Source organism: Embleya sp. NPDC008237 (assembly GCF_042956465.1).
GTDB lineage: Bacteria > Actinomycetota > Actinomycetes > Streptomycetales > Streptomycetaceae > Embleya.
In genome coordinates this window covers 181,968-197,472 of record NZ_JBIBGL010000020.1, presented here as the reverse complement: position 1 = coordinate 197,472, position 15,505 = coordinate 181,968, and the positions used below count along the sequence as shown (strand labels likewise).

Below are 15,505 nucleotides of genomic sequence, written 5' to 3'. Positions count from 1 at the left end.
GCGTTCAATCAGCAGGACGTTGCCGTCGGGCGCGCCCGGTTGGGGACCGTCCGGGTGCCCAACGGAAGTGTTTTCTGGTGGGCTTCGGGCACGAGCGGCCTTGAGGGTCGGCACCGTGGGTGTCGGCCCTCAAGAGCGTTGGTGCGGGTCACGCGCCGGTGTGGTGCGGGATCGTCCGGGTCGTCTGGGTGGTTGCGGGGCGGCGCCAGCGGCAATCACGGGGGTCGCTCGGCACGATCAGACGGACCACGTGGCCATCGGAGAGCAGCGCAAAGGGGAGGGCGGCGATCGGGCGCGGTTCGGGATTGGGCTGCTCGGAGGCGTTGTCGCTCATCGCGTGAGCCTTTCGGGAAAGGGTTCGTCGGGGTTGACGTGCGGGTGGGGTTACTGCTCTTCCGTCAGGAAGGTCTGGAGGGCGGGTCGGGCCCAGTCGACGACGAATTCGTTCGGGGTCTCCGCGAGAGCGATGGTGAACTCGCCGCGCAGTCCGCGTCGTTCGGGATTCCAGACGAGGCGGACTCCCGGGGCCCAATGCAGGCTGGTGCCGCCGCCGAGGTGGGCCTGCCATCGGCCGGTTTGATCGCCGGGCGGGTCGTAGCCGAGGGTCTCTCGGGCCCGTTCGGCTGCGGCGCGGGTCGCCTGGTCTGCGCTTCGGGCGGGCTGCACGGCGGGCGGTTCGGAGAGACTCCCGGCGGCCCCGGTGATGAACAGAACGGTGGGGAGTCCCTGTCGTCGTCGTGCGATCAGGGACAGTTCGGCCGCATTCGCCTTGCTGCTCGGGGGGACGGCCTCCGGAACGCGGGGTGTGGGCATCGGGCTTCCTCTCGGGACTGGCAACGCCCGGGCGGGTGTGGACACCGCCCGGGCGCGCGATCGTGGGACCGGCCGGAAGGCCGGCCGTGATGCGGAATGGACCGGCCGTCCCCCGCGGGTCACGGCCGGGCGAACAGGCGGGCAAGCTCCGGGTGGCGGGCGAGGCAGGCGTTGACTTCGTCGACCAGGATCACCAGGTCGTTGACCGCGGGGGCGTCGGGTGCGGGGATGGCCCAACGGGCCGCGAGGGCACGCAGGAAGGCAGGGAAGTCGGCGCGAGCATCGGCCTGCGGCCGGAGCCGGTTCTCCGAGGCGGCCTCCGGAGCGTGGGGCGTGGTCATCGAGTTCTTCCTTCCGGAACGGCTGCGCCCGGGCGGGGTGTACATCCCGTCCGGGCGCGTGATCGTGTGGCCTGCTGCAGAGACCGATGGGTGCCGTCCTCAGACCAGGACCTCCTGGGAGGACACCGGATCGGGCGTCCGACTGCGACGGGCCTCGAGGAACGCGAGCAGTTGGGCGGCGCTGGTGACGGGCACCTCGGTTTCGGAGTCCCCTGTCGCGAGCGTGAACCCGTCCTTGTCGGTGCCGAGCCCCTGCCAGATCAGGCGGACTCCGGGGGCAATGTGCAGGCTTGCTCCCTCCTTGTGGTGGCCCTGCCACAGGTTCTTGTCGCAGAACCATTCGGCCCCGCTGTCCAGGTAGATGCGTGCGGAATACGCCGCCTCGCTGGCTGCGGCGCTCTCGGCGACCTTCGTCATCCGAGCGGTCGCTGCGGTCAGGTCGGCTTCGGCGGTCGCGGCCAGTTCGTCCGGGGAGACGCGGGATGTGCCACACGAGCGCCGGCGGCAGAGCGTGGTCGATGCCTTCGTCAGGATGTCGTCGAGGACGATCGCGAAGTAGATGCCGGCGAGTCCGGCCAACGCGATCCGCAGAAGTCTGGGGGCGTGCAGCGCTTCGACGGCGGCGTAGCCGATCAGGGCGCCACCGGTACCGCCGACGGCGATGGCAACGTGGTTGCGGATGGTGATGATCGTGGCCATTACGGCGTGAAGCCGGGCCCGGGTCGTGGTCTTGGCGTTGGTCATGGGCTGCTCCTGTGGGGAGGAGAGCGCCGGTTGTCCGGCGCTCCACTCCCGTCGTCACCGGAGGTGGCGTGACGGCGAGAGTGGGGCGCGGGTCGGGGCGATCAGGAGTGTTCGTTCGCGAGGGCCGCGAGGACGAGGCCGACGTTGTCGGCGGTGATCCTGATTTCGGTGTTCGTGTTGTTCGCCTGGGCGGTGAAGGTCTCTGTGTCCGCGTGCCAGACGAGGCGGAGGCCGTCGGGGAGGAGCATGCTCGCGTTGCCGCGCGGGTGGTGCCGCCACCGTGACTCGTCGGCCAGGGGCCCGGAGTCGGGGCCGAGGTGCAGGCGAACGGCGAGAGGGATCCGGAACGACTCGGTCGGGACGTCCCAGGTGGTGGGGGTGTCGCCGCGGGGGACCCGTGACCGCTGCTTGTCGACCTTCTCTGCGGCCCGAGCGGCGCGGGGCCACGCGGCCGCCCGCTGACGCGGGACCTGGCGCGCCCGTCGCGCTTCGACTTCGCGGCGGAACTCCTCCAGGATCTCGCCCCCGCGCCGGAGAGCGGGTTCCGCGCGGAGCAAGCTGGTGTGGATACGGGCCAGTTCGCGGCCGGTCGGGCAGTGTGGGGCGAGGTCGGTGCAGACCACGCACCGGTCGCGGTGGGCGATGTACTTGCGCTTCGCGGCCTCGGGGGTGTGCCGGCCGGGCCGCATTTCGCTCACCGGCGGGGGCACTTGGACGATCGGCTTGGGCATGACGTGCGTCGCTCGGCGGGACGCGGTCGCCTTGACGGCGTCGATCCGGTTCTGCTCCCACTCGGCGATGGTCAGGTCCATCAACACGCGCCGATTGGTGCCGCGGTTGCAGCGCGGCATTTCGGTGTCGACCGTACCTGCCCGGGCCTTGTGGTGCGGGCCGAGTTTCCATGTCCCGTGGTCGTTGACGATCGGGCACCACCCCTTGCAATCCGGGCATCGGAGGCAGGGGTGGTAGGGGTCGCGGATGTCAATCTCGGACGGAGGAAGAGTCGAGATGCGGAGCGGGTCACGCGAACTGATGTTCCGCGTCCGGACCCTGGTCCGCCGCTTGCGGGCGACGGAGGTTGATGGTGTGGGCATCGAGGCTCCCGAAAACGTGAGACGGCGTCGCGATTGCGTTCTCCGTCCGCCAGGACACGCGAGGAATCCCGGTGTCATGGCAGGTGGACAGCGCATGGGCGCTGCGTACGCAACAGGTGTTCCGACCCGGGGGATTTGGTGGTGCTATCGCTCGCCGGGCGCCCCGAAGGGCGGGAACTCCTGCTGTCGTTCGGCCTGGCGGTGAGATTCGTAGCCACCGTCGGACTGAGCGACGTGGTGCTGTGGCGGGGCCGTTCGACCCCGTCTCGGAGTGACTGATCTGGCGTGAGCCGGATCGGAACTCCACTCCCGGCGCCACCCCGCAGGGTGGTTCCGGTGGCGGAACGCCGAGCCTCAAGCCGCGATGAGAACCGGGCCGGCCTCCGACGAAACCTCGATGGTCGGCAGCAGCGGCCGCGCCACCACCCGGGTGGCGGGCAGGGCTGGCGCGATGGGGGTCTCGATTCCGTGGTGTGCCCGGGTCTCCAGGGCTACCCAGCGGACGAGAACGGCAAGTTCCTCCCAGGTGGAGATCCACGGGCGGGTCGCGGCCTTGGCCCAGGTCTCCTGGATGACGTCGTCGAGCTCGGTGTGCAGATCGTCGACCGCGAGCAACTCGGCGGCTCGTGCAGCGAGGCGCGCAGCGCAGCGACGGTGCAGGTCATGCAGGGCGGCAGCGGTGAGGGCAGTGGCGATGGCCATTGTTCATCGGTCCTTTGACATGTGATCTGGGAAAGAACTGTGCGCTGGATCCGGGACCTTGATGCAGCGGCAGACGCAACCAAAGTGCTCTGCGCGACATACAGAAGATCATTCGTCACGCCCCGTTAGGGGTACCTCTATTAACACCCGGTGTGCCGCCACTGTCAATAGGGGTACCTGTAAGCTGTGGGCCCGATCTGAGGAGGAGTCGTGCGGGGGTACCGTGACTTGGCTGATGACCTGCGACGTCGCATCGACAGAGGGGAGTTCCCCCCAGGCTCGAATCTGCCCCGCTTGCTCGACCTTGAGGAGCAGTACGACGCCTCGCGACTAACGCTCCGCCGCGCGGTGGCTGTTCTGGCGGACGAGGGCTTGGTCGTTCCCGTGCGCAAGCGAGGCACCGTCGTTCGCACACGGTCAGCCGTCCGGATACCGCTCAGTCGATACGTCCAGGTGATGCAGCCGGGGGGCAGCCGCGGGCCGTGGGAAAGCGCCTGCTTCGAGCAGGGGCTCGACGGCCGCATGACCGTGGTCTTCGTACGACCTTCAGCCGAGGTGCCGGAGAGAGTTGCAACGTTGCTGCAGCTCTCCGCAGGTGAAACGGCAGTGCATCGACGTCGGTTCGCAACGATCGGAACGGACGATGTGGTCCAGGTGCAGGACGCCTGGTACCCATCAGCCCTGGCCGAGGACACGCCGATCGCTCGCGACGAAAAGATCGTCGGTGGTGTCTTTGGGGCGCTGGCCGCTGCCGGCCACGTCCCGGCGTTCGCGGACGAGCGCGTCTCAGCTCGTGCCCCGAGCCCCGACGAGGCAAGCCATCTGATGATCGGCGGCAAGGTGCCGGTCATCGTGGTGGAGCGTTTGACCCGCAAGGCCGACGGAACCCCCATCGAAGTCCTGGAGGTTGTCGCTCCGGCCGATCGCGTGGAACTCGTGTACGACGGCCTGCCGTTGCTTTGCCGCAAATAGCCGGACACGCCCAACCCCTTCTTCGCTGTAAGACCTCATGAACCAGCCTCTAGCGCCGAGACGGTGATCGAGATGTCGCCGTGTGGGCGTGGTGTGGGCGTGGTGTGGACATTGAGCACGTCTTGCCTGGCATACGACCTCTGGGGAGGTGTCTAGTGATCGCCGTGGACCAGTGGACAGGCGGCGAAGCCCTATTGCTGTTACGCGCTAAACGGGGGACGGTGCGCGGCTTCGCCAACGAACTCGGCATCAATGCGAGAACCGTCTCGCGCTGGAGGAAGGCACCGACGGCCGTGTGCCTTCCCGCTACCGCACAGATCCTGGACATCGCGCTGCGTCAATGCACCGCAGAGGAAAGGGAGCTGTTCGGCCTGCTCCTTGCGAACCATCGCGGTGAACCCGTTCCTACATCGAGCGAGGAAGCGTCCGGGCCCCAGCCCTGCACCGTCATCTCACACAAGTTCCTGCCGGTGTACCTCGGCCAGCGCAGTACCTCGCTATTCGATGCTGGAAAGCCTGAAGTAGTCGGTCCAGGGGGCCTTGAGCGCCGGACGTTGGTACTGGACAGCCACGCTGCCCGCTCATCGACCATGCACGTCTACGCATGTGGCGTTGCAGTAGTGCACGTCGAAGAACCTCTGCGGTTCGACACTTTGACCGAATTGGCAGTGTGGCGATACCGCACGTACCGGAAGGAGCCACTCTGGGCAGGTCGGCAGATCGACCATCAACTGGAACAACTCACCGCGGATGAAGGTCCGGTCGCACCCGCCCTTCAATACGTACTTTCTGCCTACGAATTGCGCGACACGTCGTGGACGGGGCCCGGTCTTGACACGGGACTTCATCTACTCACTACGCCGTCTGTGCTCGTCAACCGGCAGGATCCGGAGAACGTCGTACCGCTGGGTCGCGGGGTGGAGGATGCCAAATTTCGCGACCACTGGACACACCCGGAGGCCGTCACGTTCGGGGGTGGCGTGTCCCGAGGCGTGGCTGGTTGGTCAGGGGTTGCATATCACCCACAGGCAGACGAACGTGCCCTGACGATGGACCAGATCGTCGACCTGGAATTGGACGTTCAAGCGCTGTGGGCACTGTCGTCCCACGTGCTGCACATGATCGAAGACGGGCAAGATCCCGTCATGCCGCCGGAGCACGGGTGGCGGTTCCTGCGAGGCTCGCACACGCGCCTCACCAACGCACGCGCGACCGAGACCGCTCAGCACCGCGCGATGCGCGAGGCAATCCTGCTCACAAGCGAACTTCCTGATCGGCTGCGGGCCGCCCAGAATGCGCTCCGAGAAAGCAATCAGTGAACTACGGGGAAGGCGGACTGGGTGGACCCTCGATCGACCGCACTGGTCGTGATCGACGTACAGGAAGGCTTCGTCAATCAGCACAGCCGCGACGTTCTCCCTGCTGTATTTCGACTGGTGAAGGGGTGGCAGGAGGCCGGCGCTCCCATAGTGCTGTCCCGCTTCCACAACCCGCTCGGTTCGCCGTACGAGACGATCACGGGGTGGACTCGGCTGCGTACCCCCGAAGAACAGGCCCTTGTCGCTGGCCTGATCCCCTATGTCGACGGCGCAGTCGCGGTCCTCGACAAGGCACAGGCATCGGTCTTCACGCCTGAGGGAGCACGGTTGTTCCGAGAGTCGGGCTGGAGCGACTTGGTCCTGTGCGGCATCGACACGGACGCATGCGTGTACGACTCCGCGGTAGCCGCTTACCAAAGCGGCTACCGGCCCTGGATCGTCACCGACGCCTGTGCCTCCACTGGGGGAGCCCAATACCACAATGCAGCACTGTTGCTCGCCGCCAGGAATATCGGCGCCGATCAACTCTTCACCAGCGAGGTCGCCTTGTCCCGGATAAGCGGAGCCGCGGGGGCGCGCTCATGAGTGCCGAGTACAACGCGGAGATGTTGGTTGTCGGCGCTGGCCCAGCCGGAGTTGCCGCAGCGTTGCTGGCGGCCAGCCTCAACATGCGAACTATCGTGGTCGAGGCCGATTGCGTGGGCGGCAAGCTGCACACCATCGGTGCCTTGGACAACGTGTCCGGCGACTGGTCAACGGGTCCGCAACTCGCCGAGGCTCTGTCCAGGGATTTGTCGCGCTTGGAGCGAACCGGACTGTGCTCCGTCGTACGGGCCCGTGCCGCGAGTGTGAGCGGCCACGACAATCGCGCCGAACTCGCACTTGAGGACGGGCGTGTTCTCGTCGCCCAGGCAATCGTGGTCGCTACTGGCGTAGCGACGCTGACGCCGAACGACGTCGGTTGGGTGAGTTCTCCCGCCGACTTCTCCGCACCTCCCATGTGGCGTGCCGCCCCCGACGACCTCGTGGAGCAGGTCTACGTACTCGGTGGCGACCGGCCGCTGGGAACATGGCTGCGGGCCCACCCTCGATCGCGGACGACTCTGCATGTTCTCTGTCCAACTGCGGACGACTACAAGGTCGCGGAGGTCTTGAGAGACGAGCGGGTCCGTGTCGTGCCTGTCTCTCGCGTTGCTCTGTCCAAGATCACATCTGGGAACGGCTGGATCGTGAAGGTGAACGATCGACAGGGGGAACAAAGATCCTTCTCGGCCGCGACGGTATTGAGCAATCTCGGCAACAAGCCCGCAAGTCTCCCAGGGCTCATCCCGGCCGGGGACGGCTACTGTCCGCCGGGGAGTCAGCACCCGCGGATTCACATTGCTGGCGACCTGAGGTCGGCAACCTACCAGCGAGTTGCCACTGCCCAGGGTTCAGGCGCTGAAGCCGTCCTCGCCTCCTACTACGCCACGCGGGCCACGCGCGCGAGCAACACATGCTGAACGTCGCAGGCGTACGTCTCAAGGCCGCCACTAAGACGTTTGAGGTAGAGCGGCAACACAACGCCAACCAGCTACTCACCAGACCGCTCCGATTCGACGGGCCGCAAAGCCTCGAGGGCTGCCTGAAGCGTGGCGGAGTCCGAATCCCAGCCGTCGGGCACGCGGAGCTTCAAGCGCTCTCGGCCTTCGGACCCGCGTCGATGTGGTCGGCAGTCCACGATGGGCACGAGACCGAACTCGTACGTATGCAGAAGAACCGGGCGGCGGCGCGCCACGATTGTGCGGAGTTCCTTGCGTGCAACGGGCCCGAGTTGCAGAGTAGGGCTCATGCTCCCGGGCTTGGTTCGCTTTCCGATGAGGACCAGGCCGTCCAGCGTGGGCGAGAAGGCTGGCCATGCCTGGTCCCAATCGGCATCGGCCGGGAAGGCCGTGGCGTAGTACAGCAGTTCGACGCCCGCCGGAAGGGCCGTGCGAATGGCCTCCAACCGAGTTGGCCAGGTTTCGCGCGCCATGACCGTCGGCGGCACGCTTACGTAGACGCGCACCGGCGTGTCAGGTCGGCGATCGGCCGCGAGAGCCTTCATGGCCTGGACGTACTCGGCGCGGCGGGTGCGCGACGCATAGCTGCCCGAACTGGGCTGCGTGGAGGGCGGATTCACAGCGCTCATCATGCCCGGCCGTGGGCGCGTACTCACCAGGACCCGGTGATCTTGTGGAACGTCCCGGCGGTCGCCGGGTGTTCCCGGCGACACGGGGTCCGTTTGGCCGGCTTCCGACCTGCGCCCGGGAGTAGGGTGACGCCGAGCAACAAGATTTATTCCGACTCAGAAGATGACTGGACCCCCGCGAGGTGGCTCTCCGGGGGTGACGGCCGACGACCTGTTAGGGGGTCTCGACGCGATGCAGGCTACCCGTACCTGCCACGAAACATTCAGGCACCCGCTGCTGGGCGACCCTTGTCGTCACCGGCCGGGTGTTTTCGCGTTCCTGACCGCGTCCGGACAGACCTCTGCCGAGGTAGTCGAAGGGGGTGACATGACATAGATCGCTAGGCGGCCCAGCCGCCCTGGCCGCCAATGTCCCGGAAGATTCGCCGTCATCCGGGACTCGCGGCCTACGTGCTCTCGGCCGGCCTAGCCGGCTGAGGTTCTGATGTCGGTTCGCCGCCGCCATCAGAGCAATTCATTGGTTCGCCAGAACCTCTCACCCCTGAAAACGGGGGCCACCGGTAGCGGGCTTTTGCATGCCCAAAACCAGATGGGAATCATCTTGCCTGATGTACACCGGGCCTGTCAGCTTTTGCATGCCCAGATGCTGGTCGTGCCGCGTTCAACCGCGCCACGCCACCCTCTCGACCGTGCCGTTTCCACGGATCCGACTAGCCCGTTTGGGCTGGTCAGCACCCCCGCCTGTGACCTTGCCGACGGTCCTTCTGCCCATGGGGACATCTGCAAGCGATCTTGGTCACTTCGGCGTCCGGCGAATGACCTCCCGCGCCGATCGGGCGCCGCCCGCGCATGCCCGCGCCGAGCCCGTCTGCAGTCCCGCGTGGATGCCGTATCCGCCCAGATCTGCCGTGCTGGGCACCACTGGAGGCACCGGTGACGACGCTCCAGATCTCTGTTCCGCAGCAGAGGGTTGTCGATGGGGCCGTTGTACCGCCGCGGGAAAGCACTCCCATTCCCGCTCAGACCCACGCTGCCCCTGTCGGGGGCTCGGCCCGGCAGAGTGTCGAACCACGGCCCAACCGCCGGGGTCCGTACGGCTCCCGCTGCAAGCTGAAGGGCTTCCGACCGGTCGAGGACTCCCTGCAGACGGTGGAGACGACCGAGAGTCGGATCTCGGATCCGATGTCGTGGCTGCAGGCCGTCCAGTGGGGCGTCGACATGCGCCTGCCGGGCTTTTCCGAGCACACACTGCGCATCGCCCGGATCATGGCTCGACTCACCGAGTGCCGGCCGGGCATCGCCTACCTCAGGCGCGCCACAGGCCTGTCCGAACGCACCGTCTACGGCCAACTGCGCGCGCTGCGCCGCGCGGGACTGCTGGTCTATCGCGCGGTCGGCGGCTTCTCCGACGACAAGCAGCGGCTCGCTGCGGTGTACGTGCTCGTGATCCCCCCGATGTACGACCGAGCCCTGGGTATCCGGGTCATCGGCGAGGGCCGCGAACGCCGAATGGTCGGGATCGCCACACAGGCGGGGCGGCGGGCGATCAAGCGCCTGGCCCGCTTGACAGCTCGGGGGCGTGGGAAGGGACGGGGAGTTCGTCACCGGCGGCCCGCCACGCGAAAGCGTTGCACCCTAGGGGTTTCTGGTCCCCAAGAGATCTCCGCTGCTGGACATCTATCCCCCCAAGACAGCGTCGTGGCCGGGGAATCGGGTCACTCGAGCGCGGAAGGCGGCGTGAACTCCCCGACAGCGACGCGGCGTCGGGTGCGAAACCGTGTGGCGCAACGCCTGGATCTGGCCCGGGACCTCATCCAGCGCCTGCCGTGGCTGTGCCGGGCCGACCCCAAACGCATCTCGTGGGTGGTCCGCGAGGTCGCCGACAGCGGCTGGACCTGCGAAGACGTACAGGCATGGATCGATGTCACCCGCGGAGACGTCGCCCCCGTCGTCCGCCGCCCCAGCGGCTTCCTCGCCGCCCGCCTCGAGGGCGCAGCGGGCGTGTGGGACACCCCGGACCGCCGGGACCAAGGCCGTGAGGCGTGGCGGGACATGCTCGCCGGGAGGCGGGACAGGCCCCGCGAATGGGCCCCGGAACCGGTCCGGTCACGGCCATCGTCCGCGGCTCGGCGTCTGATCGGCGAGGCCTTTGCGCCCATCTCGGTCTCGGTGCGGGCCTCGGATGACGACGTGTTCGACGATCCCCGCCTGCGCCGCGTCGGTTCGGATCCTTTCGAGCCCGGCGACCTGCCGGCGTCGCTCCTCGAGGAGGTCCGCGCGGCCGCGGCTCTGGACCCGAACCTGGTACTCGTTGCCCACCGGACGGCCGGTGCCGAATACGCGCGCCGCCTGTACGGCGAGAACCTGTACGAACGCGCCATGCACGTGGCCACTTCATGCACGATCACCGTCCACGGTCCCGGCGGTCCGCAATGACCGACACACACCCGGCGCAGCCCGCCGAGCAGTGGGTCGGCGCGAACGATCCGGCGGCCGACAATGGGGCACCGCCCCGGGACCTAGCCCGACAGGCGCTGCGGGAGACCCTCGCGGCACTGCGACGGGCCCCGCAGGACAGCCGGGTCGCCTCCAGGGTGACCGGCCGCCGGCCACTGGGCTCAGCGGGCGCGGACGGCCGCGATCCCCGGCCGGTGGCAGCCGTCCTGCAGGACCTCATGGTCACCCACGCGTGGGAGGCGCCAACCGCAGCCGGAGGCATCGTCGACGCCTGGCCGCGCATAGCCCCCGAACTCGCCGACCACGTCACCGTCGAGCACTACGACCCGAGCACCCGCTGTCTCGAACTGCGCCCCGACAGCCCGACCTACGCCACCCAGCTCCGCCTCCTCGGCGACACCGCGATGTGCCGACGGGTGAACGCCGCAGTGGGCCGCGACGTCGTACGGACAGTCCGCGTCCTGGCCACCGGAACCCCCCGAACCAGACCCGCGGCACGGCCGCCGGCGTCCCCTCGCGGCGACAGCCCCACACCCCGGGAACCCCGGAAGACGCCCGTCCTGCGAGCGGACCCCGATCGTCCGCAGCCCGTCGGACACGGCCGACCGGGCGATCCCTGGGCACGCGCGGCGGCACGCGCCCGCCGTGAACGCGACGCCGAACGCCCGTGCGCGACACCGGAGGCCGACACCGGTCGCCACGAATGAACACGTCGCACCGCACCGCCACCGTCACCACGCGAGTGGTGGATCGCCCGTTGGGCCGGATAGCGGTTGAATACGCCACAACAGCACGCCCCACCACCTCGATCCGAATCGGGAGTTCCGATGGGCAAGAAGAGCGGCGGCCGTTCCCGCAAGCAGGTACTCGCCGAGCAGAAGCGCAGGGAGCGCACCGAGACCAAACGTTGCGTATTGGCCCGGTTCCGACCTCCGGGAAGCGCCTACGCGTCCTGGTTCACCCACGACGCCCAATATCCTGCCGCGGCGGACCTTCCCCTGGGGCCCCGGGAGTTCCGCCGACGCCTCGCCACCCTGAAGCCGCTCTACAACGGAGAGGTCCCTCGCGCGGCCTTCCTGCTGGACCTGGCGCTCGACCGCGAACACCTCAGCATGTTCGGCGCCGACGGACGTATTGTCGCCGTCACCAGGACGGCGTTCCTCGGTTCGACGGACGACGCCTCCGACGAGGAGACCCGCTCGAAGGTGCATCGCCTGCACGCGGTCGGTGCACTGCTCGTCGACGAAGCATCGGGCGCTGTGTGTCCGGTCTCACGGCCGCCTCGTCAGCCCGACGACCCCTGGGTGTTCGTCGGCGACCTCGACGACCTTGACGAGTTCGAAGACCTCGACGAGTTCGACGAGGAAGCGCTCGAAGGACCCGTCGTCGGCATCCCCGTGGACGCACTCGCCGAGATGTCCGATGTCGAGCTGCACGCGGCGACGCTCCTGTCGTGCAAGCCGGCGGAGGAAGTCGTGGACATCATGGTGAGGAATTCCGAGGACGGACTCACAGCCGAGCAGGCCCGCGAGATCATCACCTCCGTCAACACCGGCCGATGGGCCACGGCCTTCCAGCTCCGCAACAACTCGCCGCGTGTGCCCGTACCCGATCCCTACTGACGGCATCGCGTGTTCGTTCGTCGTGAGTTCGCGGCGAGCCCGTCATCGGCTCACCGCCTCCGGGGCTCACTGCCTCCGACTGGGCCGTGGCCTCGGGCAGCTTCGTCGTGTCGTGGTCGAGTACGCCGGGTCGGGCGGCGTGCCGTCTCTCTACCAGGGGGGCGAGTTGCTGCCGTCAGGCTCCCACCCGAACCGCAGGATCTGTCGGGCGGAGCACTCACCCGTGGCCGTGACGCGGGCCAGGGCGTGCAGCGCTTCGACGTTGTCGAGGCTGACGGCTTCTTGGCGGAGGCGTGCGCGGTCCCCAGCTCTCTTCGGCAACCACGGGAGGTCCCGCAGCCCATAGGTGTTGCCGGCGTCGGCGGCTTGCCGGTAGAGGCGTTCCGCGCCGTCGCGGTCCCCAGCCTCCTCCCGCAACCACGCGAGGTCCATCAGCGCCTCGGTGTCGCCAGCGTCGGCGGCTTGCCCGGCCAGGCGTTCCGCGCCGTCGCGGTCCCCAGCCTCCTCCCGCAACCACGCAAGGGCCAACAGCGCCTCGCCGTCGCTGGCGTCGGCGGCTTGCCGGTAGAGGCGTTCCACGCCGTCGCGGTCCCCAGCCTCCTCCCGCAACCACGCAAGGGCCAACAGCGCCTCGCCGTCGCCGGCGTCGGCGGCTTGCCGGTAGAGGCGCTCGGCGCCGTCGCGATCCCCCGCCTCCTTTCGCATGTCCGCGAGGACCAGCATCGCTGGGGTGTTGCCGGCGTCGGCGGCTTGCCTGTAGAGGTGGTTCGCGCCGTCGCGGTCCCCGGCCTCCTTCCGCAACCACGCAAGGGCCCACAGTGCTCGAGCGTCGCCGGCGTCGGCCGCTTGCCGATAGAGCAGGGCGGCGTGTCGGTAACGCCCGCGGCGGTGTGCTGCTGCGGCGAGCACGCTCAGTTCTTCCGGGGCTGCGGTGTGGGCGGCGGTTTCCCAGAACGAGGCGAGCGGGCACACCCGACGGCGTTCGTGACGGCCGTGTTGTTCGAGGTAGTCGGCCAGGCGGTACACCGGCCCGCCACCGGCCGCGGGCGGTGACGAGGCCGCGGCGGCGTCGGCCGAGGGCCGTCTGGCGTCCCGGGTGCGGCGCAGTGGGGCGTGTTTGCCGTGGACGGGATGGGCGAGTTCGGCGAATGCGGCCTCGGCCCAGTCCTCGTCCAGGGTGTCCCAGTCGTCGTCGCCGAGATAGTCGGCGGCGGCATCGACGAGGAACGCCCGGGGCAGGTGCAGGCCCATGCCGAGTCTGCGCGCGTCCATCGCGACCTGGAGCAGCGCCCGCGCCGGTGCGGTGGCCTCCCGGTAGCGGCGCAGCAGTTGCGGGCCGCCGGCGAGGTCCTGGGCGATCCGGCCGCTGCCTTGTGCGCGGGTCAGGGTGTCGGCGAGCAGCCGGTCGCCGCTGCGGGCCAGGGTGTTCGCGGCGCGCAGGGCATCGTCGTCGAAGGTGTCCGGGACGGCGAGGGTGCGCCCGGCCAGCAGCTCGCGGACGCGGCTGTGCGGGTCCGGGCCGCCGGGGCGGGCAAGCCGGGTGTACCGGTCGGCGTACTCCGGCCACAGGGTGCCAAGCACCAGCACCGGGCCGCGGCCCGGTGCGGTCAACAGCGTGTGCACTGCGGCGGCGACCTGTTCGCCGACGTGCGGGGCGCCGAGATAATGCTGGGCCTCGTTCAGCCACACCACCGTCTGCGGCCCCACCCGGGCCAGGTCCGTCAGCGCCGCCTCGGCCCGCGTCGGGTCGAACGGATGCCACAGCCGCCACCCGTGATCGGCCAGCGGCCGCACCGCCTCCCAGCACGCCCGCGTCTTCCCCGTCGAAGACGACCCGACCAGCACCACCATCGCGCTACGGCCGCCCACGGCGCCGCACACCACCTCGGCCAGCACCCGGTCGTGGCCGCGCGCCACATACCCGGGCAGACCCTGACCGTCCCTGCCCGACGCGCCGGCTTCCGGCACCGCGCCTGCGGGGTGGACCTCGAGGTCGTGGGGGTCCCAGGCGTCGATCGGCAGACCCACGCCCTGGTCTCGCGCCCCGGCCGCGCCGGGCCGCGTGGGGGCCCGGCGGCGCGGCGGCGCAGGTCGAGCATCGCGGTCTCGTCCAGACCGAGCGCCCGGGCGAGCGCGGCGGTGGTCGCCGCCGAGGGCACCGCGTCCGGCTTGAACGCCTCGTACATCGCCGTCCGGCTCAGACCGGTCAGGCGGGGCAACTGCGCCTTGGCCGTCCGCGACCGTGCCAGCGCGTCGTCCAGCCGCCGGTGCAACTCCGCCTCCGCGGCCGCGCGGTCGTCGTCCCCGTCCATGCACGCTCCCCGGCGGTGGTCGTCCGTCGGTGTACATCATCGTCCGGAGCGGACTCCGCCGTACGGGGATTCACCCACCGTCGGACACGTCAACAACCGCCCGACCCACGGGAGTCCGACATGATCCTCGCCCTCGTACTGACCGCCGCTGCGCTGGTGGCCGTGGTGAGTGTGCTCGCCGCAGCCGCGGCCGCCAAACTCGCCCGCATGGATGGAGCATCCCGTCCCCGGCCCGCGGCCCTTGCCGCCGCCACATTCGCGGCCGTCATCACCCTCGTCGCCACCGTCACCACCACCCTGCCCGCCCTCGCCGCCACTCGGTGACGCGGGCAACCCGGCCCCGCTATCGGTGGATTCCGGTCGCGGCAGCGCAGGTGCGGCAATGCGGACCGGCACGACAGGTTCGTCCGGCCGGAATCCCGACCCGGCCGGCGCCTCACGCGGCGACCGGTGCGCGCGAAAGCCCGTCGGTCGGGAGAAGCAAGGGCGCGGGTCGTCACGACTTCCAAGCACGGCCGCCCGTCCGGCGCCTACGAATCGGACGCACTCCCGGGGACCGATCGGACGACGTACGGCAGGCGCGGAGGATCCCTCGAATCCGCCGCAACCGACGAATCGTTCGCCGATTGCAGCCACCGGACACACCGGAGCAGTCCGGGCTTTGTACGACCGGCAACGAACAACAACCACACGACCAGGGGTGGTTGCGATCTCTGGAAACGGGGCGAGGAGCCTAAATCGGGTGTGATCCGGCTCATCGGTAATCTTCTGAAATGATCACCGATTGAGATGCCGCAGTGACTCCTCCCCGCTACGCGGATCGACGCCTTCGCAAGTGGACCGGGGAGGAGATCTCAAGGCTGGACTCCGACGGCCTGCTCGCGGTGTGGTTGCTCGCGAACGAGATGAACTTCGCTCTCGCGGCGTTCATCGAGGTGAAGGAGTGGCTCGAGACGATA

The 15,505-nt window shown here is 69.0% G+C and carries 16 protein-coding genes; 8 read left to right on the top strand and 8 right to left on the bottom strand.

Annotation, left to right across the window (positions count from 1 at the left end; genetic code table 11):
* Nucleotides 1-148: 148 nt before the first annotated feature.
* The 6 genes from ACFZBU_RS39675 to ACFZBU_RS39650 form a co-directional block, all read right to left on the bottom strand.
* On the bottom strand, nt 149-334 hold the full coding sequence (locus ACFZBU_RS39675) for a hypothetical protein (RefSeq protein WP_391588629.1): 186 nt from the start codon (nt 332-334) through the stop codon (nt 149-151).
* A gap of 50 nt (nt 335-384) precedes the next feature.
* The gene (locus ACFZBU_RS39670) at nt 385-813 is read right to left on the bottom strand and encodes a hypothetical protein (protein WP_391588628.1); all 429 of its coding nucleotides are present in this window, start codon (nt 811-813) and stop codon (nt 385-387) included.
* 119 nt (nt 814-932) lie between these two features.
* Entirely contained in the window at nt 933-1,154 is a 222-nt protein-coding gene (locus ACFZBU_RS39665) for a hypothetical protein (RefSeq protein ID WP_391588627.1), read from the bottom strand.
* Between the two features lie 99 nt (nt 1,155-1,253).
* Nucleotides 1,254-1,898, bottom strand: coding sequence for a hypothetical protein (locus ACFZBU_RS39660; RefSeq protein WP_391588626.1), 645 nt, complete (start codon nt 1,896-1,898; stop codon nt 1,254-1,256).
* Between the two features lie 101 nt (nt 1,899-1,999).
* A complete protein-coding gene (locus tag ACFZBU_RS39655) occupies nt 2,000-2,749 on the bottom strand; it encodes a hypothetical protein (RefSeq protein WP_391588625.1) in 750 nt (249 codons plus the stop codon).
* A 597-nt stretch (nt 2,750-3,346) separates the two neighbouring features.
* Nucleotides 3,347-3,694, bottom strand: coding sequence for a hypothetical protein (locus ACFZBU_RS39650; protein WP_391588624.1), 348 nt, complete (start codon nt 3,692-3,694; stop codon nt 3,347-3,349).
* A gap of 210 nt (nt 3,695-3,904) precedes the next feature.
* Between ACFZBU_RS39650 and ACFZBU_RS39645 the strand changes: the two genes are divergently transcribed.
* The 4 genes from ACFZBU_RS39645 to ACFZBU_RS39630 all read left to right on the top strand — a co-directional run bounded on the left by ACFZBU_RS39645 (nt 3,905) and on the right by ACFZBU_RS39630 (nt 7,487).
* Nucleotides 3,905-4,666, top strand: a complete 762-nt coding sequence (locus ACFZBU_RS39645; protein WP_391588623.1) for a GntR family transcriptional regulator — start codon at nt 3,905-3,907, stop codon at nt 4,664-4,666.
* A gap of 155 nt (nt 4,667-4,821) precedes the next feature.
* Nucleotides 4,822-5,985, top strand: coding sequence for an XRE family transcriptional regulator (locus tag ACFZBU_RS39640; RefSeq protein ID WP_391588622.1), 1,164 nt, complete (start codon nt 4,822-4,824; stop codon nt 5,983-5,985).
* Nucleotides 5,986-6,033: 48 nt separating this feature from the next.
* Nucleotides 6,034-6,570 carry an isochorismatase family cysteine hydrolase gene (locus ACFZBU_RS39635; RefSeq protein ID WP_391588621.1) on the top strand — a complete coding sequence of 179 codons (537 nt, stop codon included), beginning with the start codon at nt 6,034-6,036 and terminating at the stop codon, nt 6,568-6,570.
* Entirely contained in the window at nt 6,567-7,487 is a 921-nt protein-coding gene (locus ACFZBU_RS39630) for an FAD-dependent oxidoreductase (protein ID WP_391588620.1), read from the top strand. Before ACFZBU_RS39635 ends, ACFZBU_RS39630 begins: the two co-directional genes overlap by 4 nt.
* 71 nt (nt 7,488-7,558) lie before the next feature.
* Here the strand turns inward: ACFZBU_RS39630 and ACFZBU_RS39625 are convergent, their stop codons facing one another.
* The gene (locus ACFZBU_RS39625; RefSeq protein ID WP_391588619.1) at nt 7,559-8,146 is read right to left on the bottom strand and encodes a hypothetical protein; all 588 of its coding nucleotides are present in this window, start codon (nt 8,144-8,146) and stop codon (nt 7,559-7,561) included.
* Nucleotides 8,147-9,304: 1,158 nt separating this feature from the next.
* Between ACFZBU_RS39625 and ACFZBU_RS39620 the strand changes: the two genes are divergently transcribed.
* The 3 genes from ACFZBU_RS39620 to ACFZBU_RS39610 all read left to right on the top strand — a co-directional run bounded on the left by ACFZBU_RS39620 (nt 9,305) and on the right by ACFZBU_RS39610 (nt 12,234).
* The gene (locus ACFZBU_RS39620; protein WP_391588618.1) at nt 9,305-10,591 is read left to right on the top strand and encodes a hypothetical protein; all 1,287 of its coding nucleotides are present in this window, start codon (nt 9,305-9,307) and stop codon (nt 10,589-10,591) included.
* Nucleotides 10,588-11,319: a DciA family protein gene (locus ACFZBU_RS39615; RefSeq protein ID WP_391588617.1), complete on the top strand. Its 732-nt coding sequence runs from the start codon at nt 10,588-10,590 to the stop codon at nt 11,317-11,319. The genes ACFZBU_RS39620 and ACFZBU_RS39615 overlap by 4 nt, the downstream gene beginning before the upstream one ends.
* 120 nt (nt 11,320-11,439) lie before the next feature.
* Nucleotides 11,440-12,234 carry a hypothetical protein gene (locus ACFZBU_RS39610; RefSeq protein WP_391588616.1) on the top strand — a complete coding sequence of 265 codons (795 nt, stop codon included), beginning with the start codon at nt 11,440-11,442 and terminating at the stop codon, nt 12,232-12,234.
* A gap of 150 nt (nt 12,235-12,384) precedes the next feature.
* Here ACFZBU_RS39610 and ACFZBU_RS39605 read toward each other — a convergent pair whose 3' ends face one another.
* Entirely contained in the window at nt 12,385-14,262 is a 1,878-nt protein-coding gene (locus ACFZBU_RS39605) for a tetratricopeptide repeat protein (protein WP_391588615.1), read from the bottom strand.
* Nucleotides 14,263-14,666: 404 nt separating this feature from the next.
* Here ACFZBU_RS39605 and ACFZBU_RS39600 point away from each other — a divergent pair, with 404 nt between their 5' ends.
* Nucleotides 14,667-14,870, top strand: a complete 204-nt coding sequence (locus ACFZBU_RS39600; RefSeq protein ID WP_391588614.1) for a hypothetical protein — start codon at nt 14,667-14,669, stop codon at nt 14,868-14,870.
* The last annotated feature ends 635 nt before the right edge of the window (nt 14,871-15,505 follow it).